Origin of the sequence: Aquimarina spongiae (genome assembly GCF_900141785.1) — a bacterium.
GTDB classification, from domain to species: Bacteria; Bacteroidota; Bacteroidia; order Flavobacteriales; family Flavobacteriaceae; genus Aquimarina; species Aquimarina spongiae.
In genome coordinates this window covers 13794-37253 of sequence record NZ_FQYP01000014.1, presented here as the reverse complement: position 1 = coordinate 37253, position 23460 = coordinate 13794, and the positions used below count along the sequence as shown (strand labels likewise).

Genomic DNA, 23460 nt, shown 5'->3' with positions numbered 1-23460 from the left:
TATTTGTTTTTTGTGATGTATGTAAGGTACTAGATATCAGCATACAATTGTGTTGCTGATTTGTTAAATCGAAGGGATTACTCTGACTGACTTTAAGAATGTTATACTGCCTTAGTACTGATTTTTTCCTGAAGTTTTAAGATGTTTCCTAGACTTTTAAAATACAGCCTTCTTGATTTTGAAATGATGCTATCAAGTTGCTGTAGGATCTGATTTAATTTTTGTCCGTCTAAGGTGGCACTCGATATGAATGCTACATTTTCTGCCAGCAAGTGTTCTTTTAATGAAGAAATATGTTTGGTGTTATTCATGGATGGTAATCGTAAAACATCTACTTCATTAAGTGTATGAATCAATTGGTTATGTAGGGTGTTGAACTGACCTGCAAAAACTTTTGCCTGATTTTCGTCTAAACTACCGATAGCGTTGATTTCATCAATCTTTGTATGAAATTCGTTTTGAATACCAATAAATGCACGATGATATTTCTGGAAATCGAATTGGAATCGATAACGTAAGATCAATTCATCTTTTTCTGTAGCATTGCTAATGGCATAAATGGCAGCAAAAACTTTTTTATCAAAGTCTTGATACCAGGTATCCTTATTTACCTCTTCTACCAGGTCTTTGTAGACTTTTTCGGCTTCTTTGTTGGCATATTGTGTCCCTCGGAAATTAAACTGTTTCTCTTTAGTTTGTCGACTCAATACTTTAGTCAGCAAACGAAACTCATCGTCGACTTCCTTTTCGCGATCCATTTTTTGCTGTAGCCGATTTCCATATAAATCCTCGAGAACGTTAATGCTGTTCGAAGTGGTAATTTGATGCTCGATAAGCATACGTTCCAGATTCTCCAGAGGGAATTCTGAGAAGAATCGATTATCGTAATTCCCCAGATATTTAGGATCAAATTGTGTTTCTTCAATTTCTGATTCTATAAATTCCTGAATTTCTGTTGCTGGAGCAAAAGCGGTATCCTTGGGTAAATCAAAATTAACGGTAATCAGGTTCTTGGTCACCTTTTCGCACAACGTTTCTTTGTCATCAAATAATATCCAAGGCGATCGTGTATCTTCTATACCCTCAACAAAATTCTTCTTGGCGTTATCTTCTCTCTTATATCCGGATGGGTGAGAAGCATACATATTAGGAACATGTGCGTCGTCGTCTTCCAGAAACACTCTTTCGTGATTACAGTTTTCCAGAAGGTTATCCTTAAACTCTTTTTTGTTTTTCTTCAAGTATTCGTAGGCAGAAGTCTGATGGTAAAACAGATTAGAAGTGTATTTTTTATCCTGAATTGCCGAAAACACATGTTCTGAAGCAAAATTCAACGCTTGTGTAGTAGCATCCAGTTTGTATAAACCGTTTACAATAGCATTACTACCCGTAACACTTACCGCAACCAGATCGGCATGATATTCCATTTGTCTGGATAATGAAGATTGAAGCAGGTTAATCCCTTTATAAATCAAAACCATGACTTGTCTGGTGGTCCAAACTGCGGGCATCAGTAACCAGGCAAAAATGGCAATTCGAATATCTGAGTTTTTCATTGAGTCCAGAGTTCGATCCCAATAATCACGCTCATTCACCATATCATAAATAATTCGATTGGTCATATACACATAACTTCCCAAACGCATACTGCTTTGCGAAAAATGCCCGAATTCGTGAGCGAGTACGGCTTTAAATTCAGTAAGATTGAGTCCATTCACCAATCCCAGACCGATCAACAAGTTTTTTCGGGTAGGAATAAACAAACTTAATATGGTACTGTTGTAAAATACAGCCGCGTTGATTTCGTGGTTTACAAATATTTTCTTTGGGAAAGGAGCTTTGGTCTCTTCGCTTAATGTTCTAATGAATTGGAAAAGTTTCGGATGTTCTTTTTCAGTAATTTCAATGTTGAGTGGATTATTATCTAGACGTTGTTTTTTAAATATGAACTTAATCATAAATAACACAAACATACCACTCATCCCCACGGTACCTGCTTTTAGTAAGATGGTAAGTTTATTGATGTGGCCCATGTCGTACGTAAGGGCGAGATAAAAAAGATAAATAGACCCGGCAACAGCGGCAGTATATAATGCAAAAAATAGAACAATCCCCACCAATACTACAAATACGTTCTTTTTGTAGTTGGTAGTAATTTTAGTAAAGTTTTTTCGGTCTAACTCCGGACTTAAAGGGTAAAAATCAGCCATTGATCAATCAGTTTTAGTTAGTGATTTCGTACAATGTTTTGTAACATTTATCGTAAGTGTCACAAGAATCTGAGATGTTACCCCTTATATGAATTAGATAAGGAAAGTATCTTGTTTTTTTAGATCTTAAATTTCGATATACGTATCTACAGTACGATCACTTTTAATTTCGCCCGTATGCTTGGTAGACGCTTTTTCGAATAAAAGAACATGTACTTCTTCACCATCTTTGGTAGAAGGGCAGTGTTCTACACCTTTTGGGACTACAATAAGCTCTCCAGCTTCTACCGTTACGGTTTTGTCTCTGAATTTCATATACAGCGTCCCTTTAATCACCTGAAAAAGTTCATCTTCATCATCGTGTTTGTGCCATACAAAATCTCCAGATAGTTTTGCCAGATATACTTGATTATCATCCACCATTGCAATACGATGAGGATGCCATTGCTTATCAAACTTGGATAATTTGTCTTTAATATTAATCGCTTCCATAGACATTAAGAATTTTGGAAAAACAAGGTACTTATTTCATCCGTGATCCGGGTGGGTCTTAACGTTTCTTTATGCAACAAGCACCATACAGTTTTGGCAGATACTAACACTTTCTGGGTGGTTGTATTGATAACTTTGGTATGCCGCTCGCTTTTTACACCCCTGTGACTATCGATCCAGGTCCGAACTGTGATGGTATCTCCAAGGAATGCAGGATTATGGTACTCTATAAAATGGTTGAGAACTACCCAAACGTAGGTGTTTCTTATGTAATCATCGATTTTGGATTCCCAATGCTTTTTGGCAACGTCTTGGATCCATTGTAGGTAGACCACATTATTTACATGATTGATATCATCAATAGCAGATGCAGGAACCTTAAAATCGTACTCGAAAACTTCTGAGGTCATAAAGTATATTTTGTCAAATGTACTATAAAAACCTATAGCAATTTTGTACGATAAAACGTGTTAATCTAAACAATAACTTAAAAAGGTTAAAATAATGCCTTTCCTATAAAATATGTTCTAATTTTAGGTGCATTAACCATAACAAATATATTATATGAAAACAAACCTTTTAAACATTCCCGGGGTAGCTACGCTATCGCGAGAAAGTCAAAGTAAGATTAAAGGTCAGGCTGGAGTTGATTTATCACTATGTGGGTGTTCTTGCAGCGGATCAGTAACAGGGCCTGCTTATTGCAGCTGGTACCTGGCTTGTCCGGATGTGTATACCTGTGAAGAGACCTTTTAGTACTCTTTAAAACTTGTTTTGTGAAATAATTACTTTAAGTCATTTTGAGCAGCGTCGAATCGTATTGCTGGTTTTTACGTTTTGATAATGCTCAAAATGGCGATAAAAAATGCTACTAGAACTGCAGCATTAATTTAGCGATATAGAAGAACAAAAAGATCCCGAAAATATCATTACTGGTGGTAATAAAAGGACCGGTGGCTATGGCAGGATCGATTCCTCGTTTATCCAGAATGATCGGAACAAAAGTTCCTATTAATGCAGCGACAATAATCACGCAAAGCATAGATATGGCAATGGTTAAACTAAAATCCATTTCCATACCTATAATCAAACCAAATAAGATAACCAATATACCAAGGGTAATACCACTGATCAAACTTAAACTTATTTCTTTTACCAATCGGTTAAATAGACTTCCTTTTACAACGTCGTTGGCCAAACCTTGAACGATAATAGCCGAAGATTGTACTCCAACATTACCTGCCATCGCTGCAATTAGCGGAGTGAAGAAAAATAGTTCTTTGTATTTGGCAAGGGCATCTTCAAAACCTTCCATAATAAAAACACTTCCCAAACCTCCAAATAACCCTAGAATCAACCAGGGCAATCTAGCGCGAGTAAGTTCTAGTACGCTATCATCTGCTTCTACATCTTGCGATATACCCGCGGCAAGTTGATAATCTTTTTCTGCCTCATCTTTGATAAAATCTACGATATCATCAATAGTAACCCTACCTACAAGAACACCTTCGTGATCCACAACAGGAATAGCCTCCAAATCATACTTTTGCATAACCCGGGCTACTTCTTCTCCTTCAGTATCAACATCTACAAAATCTACCTTTGGAATATAGACATCACTAATTTGCGCTTTGGTAGGAGCGGTAAGTAAATCTTTTAAGGATAATCTTCCTTTCAGCTTATCCTCTTTGTCAACTACATAGATCGAATGTACACGTGTAACATTTTTGGCCTGCCTTCTCATCTCACGAACACAACCTGCAATAGTCCATGTTTCTTTAACTCGAACCAACTCTTTGGCCATTAACCCTCCGGCAGTATCTTCTCCATAGCTAAGAAGCTCTTTGATATCCTCGGCGTGCTTTTCGTCTTCAATTTCGGCAATTACCTCTTCGGCAAGCTCATCAGGAAGTTCTGCAATCACGTCGGCAGCATCATCGGTATCCATCTCTTCAAGCTCCTCGGCAATCTCTTTGGCAGAAAGGTTTTCTAGAATACGCTCACGGAAATCTTCCTCGAGTTCCATAAGGGCTTCCGAAGTTTTTTCGCTATCCAGTAATTTGATGATATAAGTGGCCTCTGTAAGGTTGAGCTCTCCAATAATTTCAGCAATATCAGCAAAGTGAATTTCATTGAGCATACTGCGCAATTTTTTATCACCTGCATTTTGGACGAGGTGTTGCACTTCTGTTATAAGCTCTTTGGAAATCTGAAACGCCATATTACAATGGTTTGCGGACTTTTGTGCAAACGCTCACAAAGATAACCAAAGAATTTAATTGAGCTTTATGGCTGTGTTAAATGAGAGGAACTTATTTTACGATCGATATTTTTTTAAATCAATCGTTATCCTTATTTATCTTGATTTTCAATTTGAGAAGTTAACTCAATAAATTGAGCTACAGATAATTGCTCTGGTCGTTTGTTAAAAATATCCAACGCCTTAATTTCTTCGTGGAGTTGAAGTGTTTTAAGACTGTTTCTTAGGGTTTTCCTACGTTGTCCGAACGCTGTTTTTACTACTTTAAAAAATAGTTTTTCATCACAAGGTAGCGTGTAGTCTTTTTTTCGAATTAATCGCAGTACACCACTATCTACCTTTGGAGGAGGATTAAATACACCGGGAGGCACGGTAAATAAATATTCAGCATCGTAAAAAGCCTGAACCAATACCGATAAAATCCCATAGGTCTTACTACCTTCTTTTTCACAAATACGTCGTGCAACTTCTTTTTGAAACATCCCGGTAAACTCAGGAATCTGATCCCTATATTCTAAAGTCTTGAATACGATTTGAGAAGAAATGTTATAAGGAAAGTTACCTGTAATGGCAAAGGGTTTGTTTTCGAAAAGCGAGGTAAGATCAAATTTCAAAAAATCAGCTTCTATGACTTCAAAAGAACGGCTTTTTTGCATCGCCTTTGCATGTTCCAAACGGAAATGAGTGTTGAGATATGCTATAGATTCGGTATCGAGATCCATAGCAACTACATGCAATTCTTTTTCAAGAATGTATTTGGTAAGTACCCCCATACCAGGACCAATTTCGATCACGTGATCGTATCCTGAACAGGTCAGGGTATCTCCAATTTTTCTTGCAATATTTTCATCTTTTAGAAAATGTTGACCCAGATGCTTTTTGGCACGTACGGTGCCTGTTTCATTGGATTTTGAAAAAGAGGAATCGGGATGATGGTTTTTTTTGTGTTTAGCCATTTCGCTCGCTCACAATTTCCAGTTCGGTTCTAAAAGCAACAAATTTCCCTGCAAATCGTTGAGATTCTGCTCGCAGTCGATCGGCATCTTCGTTATAATATTGTTGTAAGGTCTCTTTGCTATTGGTGGTATATTGAACAGAATAGGTAATTCCTCCCATTTCTTCCTGTACCAAAACTTTGGTCATTAAGGCTTTGGTAAATTTTCCTGTAGCCAACATATCAGGGATATGCTCATTTTTCATCCAGTCCACCCATTCGTTATGAACGGTCTCATCAATATTTATGGTAACATTATATATGTACATCAGTAAGATATCTTTATTGTGGTAACAAAGGTAGTAAACTAAGGAGTATTGCCTACTGGTAAGCTCAATTTATTGCATCACCACGAAGCGCTCTATATTTTTTGCGAGCCTCTACAAAATAAATACTGTCTGCATGATTGAAGATGATCTTTTCATACAGCTCTTTGGCTTTTTCGGGTTCACCCAATTGATTTGTATACAGTTCTGCTAGCCAATAATACGCATCGTCAACCAATATATCTTCGGGATAAAACTCAATAATTTTCAGGTAATTTATCTTGGCATTTTCAAATTGCTCTTGTTTTTCAAACAACTTGGCTTGTCTTAAAAAAGCTTCATCTTCAATCTTTTCCCCTTTGTGATTGGTAAGTATTTCCTGATATTGCGCAATGGCTTCTTCATTCTTGTTCTGAAACGCTAGCAAATCTCCTCTGGCAAAAATCTTAAGAGCCGTTTGTGTAGAGTCTTCTTGAGAATTGTCGCTAATGATAAGACTCAATTCCATCGCATCGTTGGCAATCAGCTGCGAAGTGGAAGATTTAAGCACATCCAATTGGGTTTGCGCCCAAGAAAAATCCCCTTTATAATAACTCGTTTTGGCAACTTTGAAACGTGCATCCTGTGCCAGGAAATTATTCTTTAAGGCATTTTGTACTTGTGTATAATAGATGAGAGCCTGATTAAACTTTTGGTCGAGGACCAAAATATCTGCAATCTTCATTTTGATTCTGGAAGATTGAAACCTAGATAAACGCTCTCTTTTTATCAAATCTTTTAAGAAAGCAATGGCTTCCTGCTTTTTATCTTGATTGAATGCCAGAAAATGTGCATAATCCACTTGTAAACCAATAGTCTCTCGGGATTTTCCGTACTCTTCAAAAACTTTATTGTATTGCTCAACTATGGATTTATACTCTTTCTTTTTACTGTTGTCTATCTTGGCTTTAAGGATAATCTTGTGCGCGGTGAGTTTCATATCCTTGGAAGCCGAAGTCTCCAGAATATAATTCAAAATTTCGGTTGCCGATTTTAAATCTTTCTCAGAAATTGCAATACGTGCTAAATCAATTATTCCCTGAGGACCTTCTTCTTTACGCTTGTATATCGCTTTTTCATGAATAAAAGCTTTTTTAAACTCCTTTTGCTGCACAAATAACCAGCTTAACATTTCGTTGTACAAAATGTCAGGGTTTTGTTGTAGTTTTTTGATGAGCAACTTTTTGAAAATGATATTGGCTTCATTGGTAGGATCTGCAACAATATAATCACTAAAATTGCGCTGTACGATATTGATATAGTTAGGCTGAGATTGTAAAAGAGAGAGGTAACTAGAAAACATTTTTTCGAGCTTCCCTTGTTCTCCATAGATTTTGGCCAACTGTACATTATAATTCGCTCTAGGATTATCTTGCATACCTTTTTCATAAATCAGTGCGGCCTCATCCAGGAGGTTATACTTCTCGAAGGTTTGTGCCAAAGAATAGGCATGATTGAGATTGGTATTGTCATAAGCAGCAATTGCTTTGTTGTAATTGATACGGGCTTGGTCTGATTTTCCTTGTAAGTCATAATGATGCCCCAATTCTACCAGTAGTTGCGCATTGTTTGGATTTTGGTCAATACGCTTTTTTAAAATAGCTTCTGCCTGTTCGAATTGTTCTAACTGTTGGTGGGATTCTACTAACCCTAGTAAGTAATTGATCCGATTAGGATATCTGTCAAACAGTTTTTGGTAGACACTCAAGGCTTTTTCATATTGCCCTTGTTGCATATAGTTCTTAGCCAACTGCTCCGACTGAGCAGAAGCAGATAGCGATATGCATAGGACTAAACAGAAAAAGAGAAAGCGCATTTTGCAGTTTTTTTGTAAATATAGCAAAATGCGCTTTAGCAGTATGTTATAGATAGCTTAATCTATATACTCAAAACCACAATAAGGTACAAGTACCTCAGGAATCTTAATTCCTTTTGGGGTTTGATAATTTTCTAAAATTCCAGCCAATACCCTTGGTAATGCCAATGAGCTACCGTTAAGGGTATGCGCCAATTGTTTTTTTCCGTCGTTATCCTTGAAGCGTAATTTTAATCGATTGGCTTGGTACGATTCGAAGTTAGATACCGAACTGATTTCCAGCCAGCGATCCTGAGCGGTTGAAAACACTTCAAAATCATAAGTTAGTGCAGAGGTAAACCCTATATCACCACCACACAAACGCAGGATACGATAAGGTAGCTTTAATTCTCTAAGGATATCCTTTACATGATCTACCATCCCGTCCAACGCGGCATAAGAATTCTCAGGTTTTTCTATTCTTACGATTTCTACCTTGTCAAACTGATGTAATCGATTTAATCCACGTACATGAGCTCCATAAGACCCAGCTTCTCTTCTGAAACAAGGAGTGTATCCTGTACAGCAGATCGGAAGATCACTTTCTTTTAGTAGATCTCCTCGGAACATATTGGTTACTGGTACTTCTGCAGTTGGGATAAGATAAAGGTCATCTCCTGTTACATGATACATTTGCCCTTCTTTATCTGGTAATTGTCCGGTACCATATCCAGAAGCTTCGTTCACCAAATGAGGCACTTGATATTCTTTATAACCAGCTTCTGTATTTTTATCCAGAAAATAACTGATCAATGCACGTTGTAAACGGGCACCTTTTCCTTTATAGACAGGAAAACCAGCTCCAGTTATCTTAACCCCCAACTCAAAATCGATGATGTCGTATTTTTTGGCTAGCTCCCAGTGAGGCAATGCTCCATCTTCCAGTTTGGGAATATCACCTTCTTTAAAAACCTCTTCATTATCCTCGTCACTTTGTCCGTTAGGTACAGAAACGTGAGGTACATTAGGGACCGTATACAAAAGTTCAGAAAGTTGAGTCTGAATTTCGGTAAGTGTAGCCGAAAGTTCTTTTGAAGCTTCCTTAAGCTGTGCAGTTTTTTCTTTTAACAAATTCGCTTTTTGCTGCTCTCCATTTTTGAACAACATTCCAATCTCTTTGGAGAACTTATTTGAATCTGCTAAGGTGTTATCTAATTTTGCTTGTGTTGCTCTACGCTCTTCATCAAGCGCAATGATTTTTTCTAAAACCGGAGCAGCATCAAAATTCCGCTTGGTCAAAGCGTTTACATAATGATCTTTGTTTGCGATGATTTGTTGTACTACTAACATGATATCCTACTTTAGGAGATTCTACGAATTAAATTAATGAAGGAGCAAATTTAAATAAAAGACTGGGTTAAATAGATATGAAATAAACATATTTTGTTTTGAAACCTAACTACCAGGATCATTTAAGATCATTTCTAAAATAAATTGCCAGTTTCAGATTTTGAAACTGATGGATATTTTATTTGCTCAACGAAAAAACATGTAAGTAAAAGTTAGTGCGTAATGCTTTTCAAAAAGAGAAAAAATAACGGGTAACCTTTTGTATAACGAATACACATATGGGAAATGTAAGGTGTGAGGATATTCAAAAAAGAATGATCACCGCTATGTATACCGAGTCTTTTCTTTTAGAAATGTTATACACCATTAATGTATTTAATAATCTCAAAATTAAAATTGTAAATGGGAAAAAAGTTAATAGTTGTTTTAATCATCGCTTTAGGGTTTCATGGATATGGACAGGTGAATTTTGAAAAAGGATACTTCGTCACCATGGGTGGAGAGAAAACCGAATGTCTGATAAAAAATATTGATTGGAAGGATAATCCAAAAGAATTTATTTACAAACAAACTGTAGAAGGGGAGGAACAAACTGAAAGCATCACAAGAGTTAAAGAGTTTGTGATTAATGGGATTTCAAAATATATAAAGGCCACGGTAAAAATGGATCGTTCTTCAGAAAGTATTGAAAAGTTAACTGAAGATAAAAACCCAAACTTTAAAGAAGAAACAGTGTTTCTGAAACAACTTGTAGAAGGAAAGGCAAGCTTATATAGATATGAGGATGGAAATTTAAGACGATTTTTTTATCAAGTAAATGAAGGTGAAATTCAACCATTGGTCTATAAAAAGTATAAGTCAGAACAACGATACCAAAACCGAACAATACTTGCTGTCGTCAAAAATAATCATTACAAGCAGCAAATATGGAGTGATTTGAAATGCGGTGATTTAAGTTTGAAGGATGCAGAAAATGCAGAGTACCGCACTAATAGTTTGATAAAATATTTTGTAAAGTATAATTCGTGTGTTGATCCAAATTTTGTTCTAAAGAGGAATACTACCCAAAAAGATGCGTTTCATATTACGATTCGTCCTGGGGTTAACTTTTCATCCTTATCGGTAGATAATAGTAGAAACAATCTTAGGGATATTGATTTTGGAGGTAATACGAGCTTCAGAATTGGGGCAGAGATAGAATACGTTTTACCATTCAATAACAACAAGTGGTCTTTGTTTTTAGAACCAACTTTTCAATCCTACAAAGCAGAAAAATTTATCACTTATTTTCAATCTAGTTTGTTAACGATCCAAACTAATGTGACTGCGGATTACACTTCGGTAGAATTTCCTTTTGGGGTGAGGCATTACTTTTTTCTGAATGATACTTCAAAATTATTTGTTGATGGAGGCTTGGTAATTTTTGATGCCAGTATTGATTCCATCATCGATTTTGAAGATGATAGAGGAATGGATTTAGAGATTGATGGTGGAGAGACAGGAAGTAACTTCTTTGTCGGGTTCGGATATAATTTTCAGAATACATATAGTGTAGAAGCTAGATATGGATTTGGTAGAGAATTATTAGGACCTTTTTCTGGATTGTCTTCTAGTTACAATACCTTTTCCTTAGTTTTTGGATATACGATATTCTAGTTTTATTTGATACAATAATTAAAAATGTGGTGATGCAACTTTTTACTGGTTGTGGCACCACATTTTTTTTGCTTCATATACATCTTTTACGGTCAAATTTGTAATTAAAATAAGTGCAAATTGTGGTGTAATACTACTTTTTGAATAAAATTTGATCGCTTCTTCAATACAACATATGGCAAATAGTTAATCTGTTTTATTCATCTGTTTTTCAGTTGTTTAATATGATTTTTTTATAGGGTAATATTCATAAATGTTATCCTTGTCTTATTGCAAAGAGGGAATTTCTGCCTATATATTTGCGTCATCATGAACAGGCAAAACAAACACAAAGAATCACTCAAAATGCAGAAGAAAATGCTATAGAATCAAATAGAAGATTTTATACCAGAAACTACTTAGGGAAATACAAAAACAATCAACAACGAAATTGAAATTCAATGAAAAACAAAATAACATGTATCTTGTCGATTTTCCTATTTTACATAGGATATGCGCAGGATAGTTTTTTGCCAAACATCACACCTCCCTCACCAGAAGCGGCGGCTTTATCAAGATTTACAGAAGTACCCATATCACATTATACGGGATTGGCAAATGTATCTATTCCAATACACACCATTTCGGTAAAAGGTCTTCAAATACCAATAAGCATCAAATATCATGGTAGAGGAGTAAAGGTCTCTGAAGTAGCACCTAGAACAGGTATGGGTTGGTCATTAACTTACGGAGGTGACGTTTCAAGACAAATCAGGGGGCAAGCAGATGAATCGGGGTATTTTGGAAATGCTACTGATTTTATGACAGTACCACTAAGTCTAACAGCAAGACAAAATTTCTTTGCTAGAGAATCACATTTACAATATGATTACGATTATTATCCAGATCAGTTTACCTTTAGCGGAGGGGGTACCAGTGGTAAATTTGTATTCGATTATGAAACTTTAGAGCCGGTAATTCAAACCTTTGGGGATGTGAAAATTAACTATGAAAGAGAAATAATACGAGGCATTAAAAAACGAATTATTGCTTTTCAAGTTACCGATGCTAGTGGAAATATTTTCTACTATGGGATTTCTAAGGATCGTCAACGACAAGCCAGAGATGTGCAACTTTCTTCGATTGGAAGCTCGATTTATTTGAACGGGAATATTGTAAATGATGGGCAAAGTCCGGTATCACAAAATTTTAACTCCTGGAAGTTGATGGATATTGAAACTCCATATGGGGAGGTAATTAGTTATCATTATAAAGACGAATCCCCAATTCGATATGATAAGTCCCATGACAAGCATGATCCCACTCCTGGATCTCATGCTAACTCACCAGGAAACTTGAATGATATCCTTAAAATTAGTTCAAAAGTATCTAGGATAGAGGAGCAGGTATGGCAATTAAGTAAAATCACATACAGTCAAGGAAGTATTGTTTTTACTAGAGAATCAAATTTACGCCAGGACTATGAAGGTTATGCTTTGGATAAGGTAACGATATATGATCAGAACAATCAAAAAATCAAGTCCTACGATCTAAATTATACCTATACAACGAGTACAGATCATTCTAATGTATTAAGTTACTTAACTCAATTGCCGATGTTTGCCAAGTCGCTTAAACGTATGTTTTTAAGTAGTATCGAAGAAGAAAGTAGCAATGGAGTTAGTTTACCTCCTTATGAGTTTACGTATAATTCGACGGTTTTACCAAGTCGTTTTTCAACAAGACAAGATTATTGGGGGTACTATAATGGAGCGGCCAATAATGGTCCCTTTTTAAGACTGTTTGAGTATGGTAATTACAAACCGGATCGAAAAGTACACCTGGAAAATGCTAAGGCAGGAATACTGGAGCAGATCAAATATCCAACAGGTGGGATTACCAAATTTACCTACGAACATAATAGAGGTCAAAAACCTTACTTTTTTAATGAAGTAATTACTCCATCTATTAACCCATCATCCGATGTAGGGGTGAAGATCGAATTGACCAAAGAAGATTTTTATGATATCACTACTGGAACCTATAAAACATTGAATTATACATTTCCGGCTAATACTCCACTAAAGTATAAGTTAGAATGTTTCCATTTCAGAGATATTAATGGAGATCCTAATATCCCCGACTGTATTTTTGAAGTGTCAAAAGATGGTTGGCCCATGGAGATAGGAAAGGAAGTAACATTTTCTAATTGCCAGGGGAGCACAGGTGCTAGTTTTGGAGTTCGAGTACCCAGACATCCTAGTGTGCCCAGAGATTTGCATTTAAATCGAAATTATAATTTTAAGTTGACCATCACTTACGATCAACCTAGTGCGATATTGTATTCTGGAGGGAAGCGTATTCAAAAGATAGAATACATCACAGAGAGTGACACTCGTGTTAAGGAGTTTGATTACACCCGAGGAGGAGGCGAGACTGGAATCGTAATTGGTCTACCGGGGTATTTGAATTTTGATAAGAACAATAATTTTAGTCCATGTTCTTATAATATATCTACCTATTTTGATCAGACCAGCGCTTTTAGTTCATATCAGGCCAATAGTATTGGATATTCTTTTGTAACAGAGTACCATGGGACAAAGAATGTTAATGAAGGGAAAACAGATTACTATTTTACCAACCTTCCCGATGGCGGAGGTGATTATTTTGATTTCCCTTATCATCCTCCTACTGATAATGAATGGTTGCGAGGAAAGAATGTAAACACAATGGTGTATAGCAATTTGCCAGGTCAAGGATACGTGTTGGAAAAAGAAGTCATTACCAATTATCTATACGGAGATCATTTTTATGGTTTTAATTCTGTAGGAGGAGCCTTCACCTACCCAGATTTTAGTTTTAATCCGGACGGAGAAGTTTATGGATGGAACACAAATAAACCTTCGTTGGATAAAGTGAATACAAGGACGATGTTCAAACTCCCTTTATTTATGAAGGATGGATATGGAGATATTCTTGATAATAGCACTTGGAAGTACAGGGTCTATTATTTAACTGGTGGAACCGTAAATATACATAGCACAACAGAACGTAATTATTTTGAAGGAAAGCTTCTGGAAAGTGAAACCAAATACTTCTATGATTATAATAATCATTATCAGTTAAAGAGTTCTGAGGTAACCAGTAGTAACGGAGATGTATATAGAACCGTTAACGATTTTAATCCAGCATTAACGAACCAAAACAGAATGCAACCGGTTACTACCAGTGTTTACAAAAACGGCAGTATTAAAAGTAAACAACATACTGTTTTCAATACTTTTAGTGGTAAATTATTACCATCAATCATTCAAACTAGTAAAGGGAAACAAGCACTAGAAGACAGAGCAGTTTTTCATCAATATGATGCAAAAAACAACCCTGTTGAGGTAAGTAAAAAAGATGGGAGTAAGATCTACTACGTTTGGGGATACAATAACGCTCAGCCTATAGCCAAAATTGAAGGGTATATGGCCATTAGTTCGGCCCAAAAAAGCTTAATTAGTGCTGCAATCACTGCCTCCAATGGGGATGTGTCTGCCGCTACAGAAAATACTTTGCGTTCAAAGTTGGAGGCTATTCGCGGTGGTTTCCCAGAGGCACAAGTAACCACATTTACCTATAACCCACTAATAGGAGTAACCAGCATAACAGACCCAAGAGGAGAAACAATCTACTATCAATACGATAATTTTAACCGGTTAGAATTTGTGAAAAATTCTGCAGGTGAGATTCTAAAAGAGCAGGGCTACAACTACAAAAATAACTAACAGCATGAAGAAAACATTTGTTTTATCAAGATGCAAAGAGTTTTGCATTCTTGTAGGACTATTATGCGCCAATATAGGGTATAGTCAACAATCCTTAGGGGCCGAAAGTAATGGTTCGATAACTGATTTGCCACAAGTAATTCCACCATCACCTACAGTGGCCAACCTAATGCATTTTGAGGAGATTCCTGTTGATACCTATACTGGGCAACCTAATATTGTATTACCATTATTCTCAAAAAAAATGGATGGAGGCCTTTTATTCGATCTATCTTTAAACTATAACACACAAGGTGTTCGAATAGATGAACGTTCGGGATGGACGGGAACCGGATGGTCGTTGTTTGCTGGTGGGACAATTTCAAGAACGGTATTAGGAGTGAATGATGATGAATATATTCTCACTCCTGGGATCTATGCTCCTGGAGAAGTAGGATCGTTTCATAGTGGTTATTATAAGCAGATGAAATATTTGCGGGATTTTCAGTCGGGTAATATCGTAATCAATCCAAATGGTACTGATTTTAAGGATTACCAAAACTTTTTGTGGAATACTGCTTATGGTCCTCAAACGTATGATTATCAACCAGATTTATTTCAGTTCAATTTTATGGGCTATTCTGGGAGGTTTATTGTCGTGAATAATAATGGCACTTTAAAACCGATATTGATTTCATCATCACAAAAAGTGAAGATCGAATTAAGTCATGATCGGAATACTTTTGAAATTTCAAGTTTTACAGTAGTAGCTCCAAACGGATACAAATTTGTATTTGATCAAAAAGAAATTACAAAAACGCAAAACAGAAAGTCTGGAGTTGATCAGTCAGGTAATGCTCTAGATAGTGCAATCCAGGCGTTTAAGGAAATTAGCTATACCTCTTCATGGCATTTGTCTGGAATAAAATCACCAAGTGATTTTACGGTATGCTCTTTCAACTATCAAGATGTTTGGGTGCATTACAATACGCAAAAGAGTACGCAAACAGCTACTACCAGAAATAGTCCTTCTGTTTTTAACACCTATTTTGATCGTAATAATCCCAACGCTGGTTTTAATGCATCCCTGGTTCCGCCAGAAAGACTAACTACATGGAATATTCTTCAAGTATCTACTAAGAAACTGAAAGAAGTTACTTTTAGAGATGGTACCAAGGTGGCTTTTACCTTAAGTCCAGATAGGCACCCGGAACAGGATAATGCAACGGGTTGTATTCTGGAAAAAGCGGAAGTGTTTGATGTGGGTGGTGTGAAAAATAAGGAGTTTGTCTTTACATATAAAACTACGTCATACAATCGTCTTTTTTTGATGAATGTAGCAGAAAGATCTGGAGCAAGTAGGCTGAACTACAAATTGAATTACAATAATGAAGAAGGACTACCTGGTTATGGAAGTGGAGCAAAAGATCAATGGGGATATTACAAATTCCGAACCCTTACTCGTTCAGGGCTGCAATTTAATCCAGGTGTATTAAATCCAGGAGGAGGAATTGCGACTACCGGCGTATTGACCGGAATAACGTATCCAACAGGAGGTAGAAAAGAATTCATTTTTGAACCGCACGAATTTTCGTTTTTAGGAGATGTACTAGTTGATCCCAAGGATATTGAAGCAAATTATCAGGATATAACTGCAATTAGCAATGTTACCTTACGGCATAATCCCATAAATCCAAGTGTAAATTCTAGCGATATATTATTAAATATTCCGAATGATACAGGAGCTAATGTTACTATATCTGGTCTAACCGGAAATGATGAAAGTATTGGGTATCATTTTCTGGAATTTGTCCCGGCAAACGCTTCTTTAAGGACCATTCGAATAAGAGATTTAAAAACAAGGTCTCATAGTATAAGTTTGAAACAAGGAAGCTATGTAGTTCGATTGAAATCACTGTTGTACCTGCCAGATGGATCTAGTGGTTCGCCCGAGGTTTCGTTACGAACCACATTGAGCTACACCAAGTATTTGGGGCCTGTAGTAAAATACAAAACAGGAGGAGGGTTGCGAATTCAGGAAATTCGATTTACTGAAGGTTTGGATCAAAAAACTAAAGTTAGCTATAACTATCCATTGTTGGACCCGACTACAATGAACACCTATAATATATCTGGAGATTCGTATAGTTCGGGTTCTTTTGATGGTGCTTTAGGGATGACCAGAAAATCGATCAAGAATGTAACAGCCTTGTTAAGAGGTAGTACCGTAGGAGGATTAGCAGGTCGTTGTTCGGGAAATAGAGTTAACACATCATTTCTGGTGCAACAACAAGGTAATGCTGTAGAAGCCTCTCTAACCAAAGGAAATTATGTTGGGTATAAAAATGTAGAGGTGTATCAGGACAACAATGGTAAAAATGTAATGTTGTATACCAATGCGATAGATTACCCTAGTTATGATGCCCGATTTTATGAAGATATTATTCCTGCGCAGTATAATAATCCAGAAAAGGATTTAGACTTCAAACGAGGGAATTTACTAGAGCGTAGCGGTTTTGATAATAATGGGAGAATAATAGAAAAAACAATCAACCGATATGATTATCAAATTTTAGCAAGTGAAAAGTACTTTTTTAAATACAGCGAAAATGAACCCTGCGCATCTGCTCTGGCATATAAGGGAGAGACGTATCAGAACTATAAATCACTCTCTGTGCAGGAATCTTGTTTCCCATGCGGTAATGCTGCAGATTTTATAGGTATTGGAACTGCTTATTATGATTATGGGTTGCCTTTTCTTAAAGAGAGTACAGTAGAAAACTATTTTTATGATGCTGCTGGAAATCAGAAAATGACAACCACTAATAAAAGGTTTAATTACAGCTTAAAGAACTATCAACCTACCTATGTTGTTACCAAAAATAGTAAAGGAGAGGTGCTTACATCTCGAACCCAATATGCTCATGAAGTAAATAATATACGTTTACTCTCAGAACATCGCATAATAGAACCTATAAAAGTAGAAACAACAAAGGGGGCTCTTATAAATATAACGAAGTTAAGTACTCAAAATACTATTTATAAAGATTTTGGTAACGGATTATACCTACCTCAAAAGATACAAACCAGCAAAGGAAATCAAGGACTGGATGATAGAGTAGTATTTCATGAGTATGATGCAAAAGGAAACCCAGTTGAGGTCAGTAAAAAAGATGGGAGTAAAATCTACTATGTCTGGGGATATAATGGTACACAACCTATCGCCAAAATTGAAGGGTATTCGACGGTCAATACATCGCAACAGCACCTAATTAATGCTGCGATTACGGCGTCAAATGCCGACGTGTCGGATGCCACAGAAAATACACTAAGAATCAAACTGAATGCGATTAGAAATGGTTTCCCAGCAGCACAAGTGACCACCTTTTCTTATAACCCAATTGTTGGAATAACCAGTATTACCGATCCAAGAGGAGAAATCTTGTACTATGAGTATGATGACTTCAATAGATTATCTCTAGTAAAGAATACGCAGGGGCATATTTTAGAACAACACAACTACAACTACAAAAACTAACAGCAAGATGAAAAAGATATTTATTTTATTAGTATTCTTTCCGTTTGTCATATTCGCACAAAGTCAAACAGAGAATTATACAGAAACCAAGGTTTATAAGCAACCTACGACCACCCCGGTAACAGGGCATGATAAGGACAAGGTGATGACTACCATTCAATATTTTGATGGATTAGGAAGAGTAAAACAAATCATTGGTGTAGCAGCTGGAGGTAATGTAGTTTCTGATAATGTGGTGCCTATAGATTGGCAACTCAATAATACGGCTACAGCCTTTTATAATCGTAATGGAGCTGCATCCGAAAATAAGGTGGTAAATGGAGCTACTCCTTTTGGAACTACCGATTTATTATGGGAATGTAAACCCGATGCTGCTAGCAACGCAGATGGAGGTTGGAATACCGATTACTTTACTATCGATAATACCAAAACGTATCGATATACAGTATGGGTAAAACGTACAGCTTCTCAAGCGGGAACGACTTACCATGGTACGCAGAACGTAAATAACTTAAACGGGACTGAAAATAACAACCCTTATTTTTGGGCAGGTGATTTACCTCAACTAAATACCTGGTATTTGATGGTAGGAATCGTACATCCACATAGTTATACTGGTGGAGATACCGGAGAAAGTGGAGTGTACGATCTTAACGGAAACAAGGTCATAGATGGTACAGAATATAAATGGAGACCGGGAATTGATCAAACTCGTTTTAGAAATTACCTGTATTATTGTACAGATACTAACGTACGGCAGTACTTTTGGAACCCTCTAGCACAGGCTATAGATGGTACTGAGTTATCGATACAAGATATTGTAAATAGAAAATCAGCATTTGTTACTGAAGAAAAAGCTAGTGATATCGTGACTCATGTAAGCTATGATGCTTTAGGAAGACAAGCCAAGGAATATTTACCTTTTGCCAGCCAGAGTAATAATGCCAATATCCGCACCGGGGATGTTGGACTTACAACTCAAAAATACTATCAACAAAAATATGAAGAAGACTTTGCAGGAGTAACTTTGCCTACAGGGGTAAATGCATATTCTGAGAAAGAATTTGATGGTTCCCCACTCAACAGAGTAGTGAAACAAGCAGCACCAGGTAAAGACTGGAAATTAGGTAGTGGGCATGAGATTAAGTTGGGCTATCAAACCAATGGGGTAAACGAAGTAAGAATGTATAGCGTAGCAACCAGTTTTGCCAACAATACCTATACACCAACATTGCAAGGAGGTACAAGCTATTATGGTCAAGGGGAGTTGTATAAAACAGTAACCAAAGATGAGAACTGGACCTCAGGAGTGGATCACACTACCGAAGAGTTTAAGAATAAACAAGAACAGGTTGTTTTGAAAAGAAATTACAATGCAGGTCAACCGCACGACACGTATTATGTATATGACGACTTTGGAAATTTAACCTATGTAATCCCTCCCAAAGCAGACACGTCTAATGGTATCTCGAACAGTGAGCTTACCGAGCTGTGTTATCAGTATAAATATGACAACAGAAACCGTTTGGTAGAGAAGAAAGTTCCTGGTAAAGGATGGGAGTATATCGTATATGATAAATTAGATCGCCCTGTGCTAACTCAGGATGCAATACAGCATACACAAACGAATTCCAGTGGACAATTGGATAGAGAGCTCTTGTTTACCAAGTATGATAAACTAGGTAGAATTGTTTATACAGGGTATACTAAAAATCTTTCTTCGAGGGTGACACTTCAGAATGCTGCCAACTCTACATCGTATACACAGTGGGAGAGTAGGCAAAGCACAGCCAGAAATCTGGGGGGTATCAATGTTTATTATACAAATTCTGCTATACCCTCTGGAGTCACTCAGGTTTATACGGTAAATTATTATGATACCTATACAGATTTACCATCTGGATTGTCCAATACAGTGACCACTAGTTATGGACAAACCTCTACAACTAGAACCAAAGGTTTGCCTACGGTAACAAAAACAAGAGTACTGGGTACTAATAGTTGGATTACTACAGTAAGCTATTATGACGAAAAAGGTAGACCTATTTATATCTATTTAAAGAATGATTATCTACAAACTGCTGATATTGTGGAAAATAAATTGGATGATTTCACAAGTAAAGTATTAGAGACTAGAACTACTCATAAAAAACAAGGAAAAGCAGACGTAGTTACTGTAGATCGTTTTGAATATGATCATATGGAACGAATGATTAGTCAAACCCAGCAAGTGAATAATCAAACCTCAGAACGTATTGTAAAAAATAATTATGATGATTTGGGGCGGTTGACCAGCAAAATAGTAAGTAATGGTACCAAATCTGGATATAAAGATATCACTAGTGGGCTTACTATTAATAATAATCAAATCACCAAAGTGAGCGGTGGTGGCTGGGCTGTTGGTTTGGCTACGCAAGGTAGTTTTGCTAAAGATGGTTATGTTGAGTTTATTGCCGGTTCAGATAATACCCCGATGATGATTGGGTTGTCTAATAGTAACAGTAATGCGCATTACAACACAATTAATCACGCTATTTATCTCTATTGGACAAAAAGACTGATCATTTATGAAAATGGGAGTCATAAAGGAGAGTATGGTAAGTTTGCAATTGGAGATGTCCTCAGAGTAGAACGTATAGGTAATACGATCCATTACAAAAAGAATGGGGATACCTTTTATGTTTCCAAAACAGCTTCGTATGGGAGTTTGTTGGGAGATATCTCAATGCATACTAATGGAGCAAAGATTAGAGACTTCAAGATTGTTGATAACAGCAAAGGGCTACAAAAAACAGATTACAAATACAATGTACGTGGTTGGTTAACATCGATTAATGAAGATGGGATAGACGACAACGATTTATTCAATTTCAACTTGAGATATAATACGGGTAGTGATGCTAGCAAAAGATTGTATAACGGTAATATCGCACAGACCAGTTGGCATACCCAAAATATGGATGCCAGTACCAGAGCGTATACGTATACGTATGATGCCTTGAATAGGCTTACAGCTGCTACAGGAACCAAAGATGACCGGTATGATGTAGGAGGGATTGCGTATGACAAAAACGGAAATATACTAAGATTACAACGTAAAGGACATACTAATACAGCTGCAACTGCTTTTGGATTGATGGATAATTTAGTATACTCTTATGACAGTGGGAATAAGCTCACCAAAGTACTGGATAACGGTAATGATAATTATGGTTTTCAAGATGGAGTAAATGTAGCCACAGAATATACTTACGATACCAATGGTAATATGAAAACGGATGCAAACAAAGGCATTACTGGGATTACCTATAATCATTTGAATTTACCCACCCGAGTAACTATTGCGGGCGAAAATATCGATTACAAGTACGATGCTTCAGGAATAAAGCATAGAAAAACGGTAAACGGAATAATTACCGATTATGCGGGGAACCATGTTTATGAAAACGGGACTTTGCAGTTCTTTAACCATCCCGAAGGATACGTAGAAAACAACAACGGGACATTTAACTACGTATATCAACATAAGGATCATTTGGGGAATATTCGTTTGTCGTATACCGATGCTAACAAAGATGGAGAAATCACAGCACCGACTACGGAGGTCTTCTTTGATGACCTAAGCCATAGTGCTGGATGGAGTAGTGTAGGAGCGCTACATGGTTCCTCTGCAAATATCGATAGTAAGCATGCTGTATCCGGAACCAAAGCAGTGAAACTATCCAGAACCGGATCGGGAGAAGTGTTTGTACATAATAATGAATGGATAACAATCAACAACAGTATCGCTACAGATTACATATTTTCAGGATGGATATATATCGAAGCCCCAAGCAGTGCCTATGGTCGACTTATGCTATTTATGAATGAAAATGAAGAAACGGGATATTTTACACAAATAGTTGAAGCTCCCAGAGTACGAGACACAAATAAGTGGGTATACGTAGAAAAGCGTGTCACAGTTCCAGCTAATATTGACAAATTAAATCTACGTGTTGATATTTATACAGGAGGATCCAAAGTGGAGGGTTGGTTTGATGACTTACGAATTACCAAAGTGAATGGTACTGTAGGTAGTGAGATTGTAGAGGAAAAGAACTACTACCCATTTGGGTTAGCACACAAAGGGTATAACAATATGATTTCTTCCTTAGGGAATACAGCGGCTCAAAAGTTTGGATATAATGATGTTGAATTGGAAAAAGCCTTAGGTTTAAATCTTATGGAAATGGATTTTAGACAGTATGACCCTGCCTTAGCTAGGTTTACGGGGATTGATCCCGTAACCCATCACTCGATGTCTACTTACACCGCATTTGATAATAATCCTATTTTTTGGGTGGACCCAAGTGGAGCAAATGCTGAAGGTCCAATAACTGAAACCGTAATTGGAATAACTTCGAGAGTAGATGAGCACAACGTGACGCATATTACCCAAACAACAACCACTAGGACTATTACAGAGAATGAAGATGGTAGCTTCTTAGTGAATTTTTCCACTGAGTCTATCACAAATACGGTTGATGCCAATGGGAAAGTAACTGAAGGGACAGTTGTTAAAACCGCAGAAGGTAGTATTTCAGTGGTGTCGCAGGATAATTACACGGCAGATATAACAACAGGAGAAAGAAAAGTAGGTGGAGATGATAAATCCTCAGCTTTTAACAAGTGGACTGATAAAGTCTCAAGTTATAATGCAAACAATGATGGAGTTTACAACCAAAATTCTATAGATACTGGTTCTGCTGAAGTAATATGGGCAGGTAAGGTTGGAAGTGCAATTCTTGGTGTTTTTGGGGGGGCTGATAAATTACCTGAATTCTTAGGTCTAGCGCTGAGTGCCCCTCAAAAGAAAATTATTGGATTAGCAGGAGGAAAGATAACTGCTGATGGAGTAATAGGTAAAGGAGGAGATTATTTGAATAAAAGAATTGGGAAAAACAATGGTTACTCTATTTTGTATGATGTGAAACATGTTTATAATGGTCAAATAATAAAGGATTTTAAAGCTAACCGCAGGTCTAATGGATCTCATAAGAAGTATTACAATTCTAAGAAAATCAAAGAGACCATAAATAAAGCTCTAAAGATTGGAAGATATATTAAGAGCAGAGGTTTTAGGTTTTAAAACA

General features: G+C 36.7%; 13 protein-coding genes. 5 read left to right on the top strand and 8 right to left on the bottom strand.

Annotation, left to right across the window (positions count from 1 at the left end):
* Nucleotides 1-101 precede the first annotated feature (101 nt).
* From BUE24_RS22600 to BUE24_RS22590, 3 genes are all read right to left on the bottom strand, one after another.
* Nucleotides 102-2210 (bottom strand): M48 family metallopeptidase, encoded by a 2109-nt coding sequence (locus BUE24_RS22600; RefSeq protein WP_073321711.1) that lies wholly within the window; start codon nt 2208-2210, stop codon nt 102-104.
* A gap of 126 nt (nt 2211-2336) precedes the next feature.
* Nucleotides 2337-2702, bottom strand: coding sequence for a cupin domain-containing protein (locus BUE24_RS22595; protein WP_073321834.1), 366 nt, complete (start codon nt 2700-2702; stop codon nt 2337-2339).
* Between the two features lie 5 nt (nt 2703-2707).
* Entirely contained in the window at nt 2708-3112 is a 405-nt protein-coding gene (locus tag BUE24_RS22590) for an acyl-CoA thioesterase (RefSeq protein ID WP_073321708.1), read from the bottom strand.
* Between the two features lie 154 nt (nt 3113-3266).
* On the opposite strand from BUE24_RS22590, the gene BUE24_RS22585 reads away from it, so the two are divergent.
* Nucleotides 3267-3458, top strand: coding sequence for a hypothetical protein (locus BUE24_RS22585; RefSeq protein WP_073321705.1), 192 nt, complete (start codon nt 3267-3269; stop codon nt 3456-3458).
* Between the two features lie 115 nt (nt 3459-3573).
* On the opposite strand, the gene mgtE is transcribed toward BUE24_RS22585, so the two are convergent.
* From mgtE to serS, 5 genes are all read right to left on the bottom strand, one after another.
* Nucleotides 3574-4923, bottom strand: coding sequence for a magnesium transporter (gene mgtE, locus BUE24_RS22580; RefSeq protein WP_073321702.1), 1350 nt, complete (start codon nt 4921-4923; stop codon nt 3574-3576).
* A gap of 131 nt (nt 4924-5054) precedes the next feature.
* Entirely contained in the window at nt 5055-5918 is an 864-nt protein-coding gene (gene rsmA, locus BUE24_RS22575; protein WP_073321699.1) for a 16S rRNA (adenine(1518)-N(6)/adenine(1519)-N(6))-dimethyltransferase RsmA, read from the bottom strand.
* Nucleotides 5911-6225 (bottom strand): DUF4286 family protein, encoded by a 315-nt coding sequence (locus BUE24_RS22570; RefSeq protein ID WP_073321697.1) that lies wholly within the window; start codon nt 6223-6225, stop codon nt 5911-5913. Before BUE24_RS22570 ends, rsmA begins: the two co-directional genes overlap by 8 nt.
* A gap of 64 nt (nt 6226-6289) precedes the next feature.
* Nucleotides 6290-8077, bottom strand: a complete 1788-nt coding sequence (locus BUE24_RS22565) for a tetratricopeptide repeat protein (RefSeq protein WP_073321693.1) — start codon at nt 8075-8077, stop codon at nt 6290-6292.
* Between the two features lie 57 nt (nt 8078-8134).
* Nucleotides 8135-9406 (bottom strand): serine--tRNA ligase, encoded by a 1272-nt coding sequence (gene serS / locus BUE24_RS22560; RefSeq protein ID WP_073321690.1) that lies wholly within the window; start codon nt 9404-9406, stop codon nt 8135-8137.
* A 402-nt stretch (nt 9407-9808) separates the two neighbouring features.
* Here serS and BUE24_RS22555 point away from each other — a divergent pair, with 402 nt between their 5' ends.
* From BUE24_RS22555 to BUE24_RS22540, 4 genes are all read left to right on the top strand, one after another.
* The gene (locus BUE24_RS22555; protein ID WP_073321687.1) at nt 9809-11062 is read left to right on the top strand and encodes an outer membrane beta-barrel protein; all 1254 of its coding nucleotides are present in this window, start codon (nt 9809-9811) and stop codon (nt 11060-11062) included.
* A 440-nt stretch (nt 11063-11502) separates the two neighbouring features.
* Nucleotides 11503-14811, top strand: coding sequence for a hypothetical protein (locus BUE24_RS22550; RefSeq protein ID WP_073321685.1), 3309 nt, complete (start codon nt 11503-11505; stop codon nt 14809-14811).
* 4 nt (nt 14812-14815) lie between these two features.
* On the top strand, nt 14816-18328 hold the full coding sequence (locus tag BUE24_RS22545) for a hypothetical protein (protein WP_073321682.1): 3513 nt from the start codon (nt 14816-14818) through the stop codon (nt 18326-18328).
* Between the two features lie 7 nt (nt 18329-18335).
* Nucleotides 18336-23456, top strand: a complete 5121-nt coding sequence (locus BUE24_RS22540) for a DUF6443 domain-containing protein (protein WP_073321679.1) — start codon at nt 18336-18338, stop codon at nt 23454-23456.
* Nucleotides 23457-23460: the final 4 nt, after the last annotated feature.

What these genes read in the sequence shown, in the direction of transcription:
- BUE24_RS22600 (WP_073321711.1), bottom strand. Translation starts at nt 2,210, where the DNA reads ATGGCTGATTTTTACCCTTTAAGTCCGGAGTTAGACCGAAAAAACTTT.
- BUE24_RS22595 (WP_073321834.1), bottom strand. Translation starts at nt 2,702, where the DNA reads ATGGAAGCGATTAATATTAAAGACAAATTATCCAAGTTTGATAAGCAA.
- BUE24_RS22590 (WP_073321708.1), bottom strand. Translation starts at nt 3,112, where the DNA reads ATGACCTCAGAAGTTTTCGAGTACGATTTTAAGGTTCCTGCATCTGCT.
- BUE24_RS22585 (WP_073321705.1), top strand. Translation starts at nt 3,267, where the DNA reads ATGAAAACAAACCTTTTAAACATTCCCGGGGTAGCTACGCTATCGCGA.
- mgtE (WP_073321702.1), bottom strand. Translation starts at nt 4,923, where the DNA reads ATGGCGTTTCAGATTTCCAAAGAGCTTATAACAGAAGTGCAACACCTC.
- rsmA (WP_073321699.1), bottom strand. Translation starts at nt 5,918, where the DNA reads ATGGCTAAACACAAAAAAAACCATCATCCCGATTCCTCTTTTTCAAAA.
- BUE24_RS22570 (WP_073321697.1), bottom strand. Translation starts at nt 6,225, where the DNA reads ATGTACATATATAATGTTACCATAAATATTGATGAGACCGTTCATAAC.
- BUE24_RS22565 (WP_073321693.1), bottom strand. Translation starts at nt 8,077, where the DNA reads ATGCGCTTTCTCTTTTTCTGTTTAGTCCTATGCATATCGCTATCTGCT.
- serS (WP_073321690.1), bottom strand. Translation starts at nt 9,406, where the DNA reads ATGTTAGTAGTACAACAAATCATCGCAAACAAAGATCATTATGTAAAC.
- BUE24_RS22555 (WP_073321687.1), top strand. Translation starts at nt 9,809, where the DNA reads ATGGGAAAAAAGTTAATAGTTGTTTTAATCATCGCTTTAGGGTTTCAT.
- BUE24_RS22550 (WP_073321685.1), top strand. Translation starts at nt 11,503, where the DNA reads ATGAAAAACAAAATAACATGTATCTTGTCGATTTTCCTATTTTACATA.
- BUE24_RS22545 (WP_073321682.1), top strand. Translation starts at nt 14,816, where the DNA reads ATGAAGAAAACATTTGTTTTATCAAGATGCAAAGAGTTTTGCATTCTT.
- BUE24_RS22540 (WP_073321679.1), top strand. Translation starts at nt 18,336, where the DNA reads ATGAAAAAGATATTTATTTTATTAGTATTCTTTCCGTTTGTCATATTC.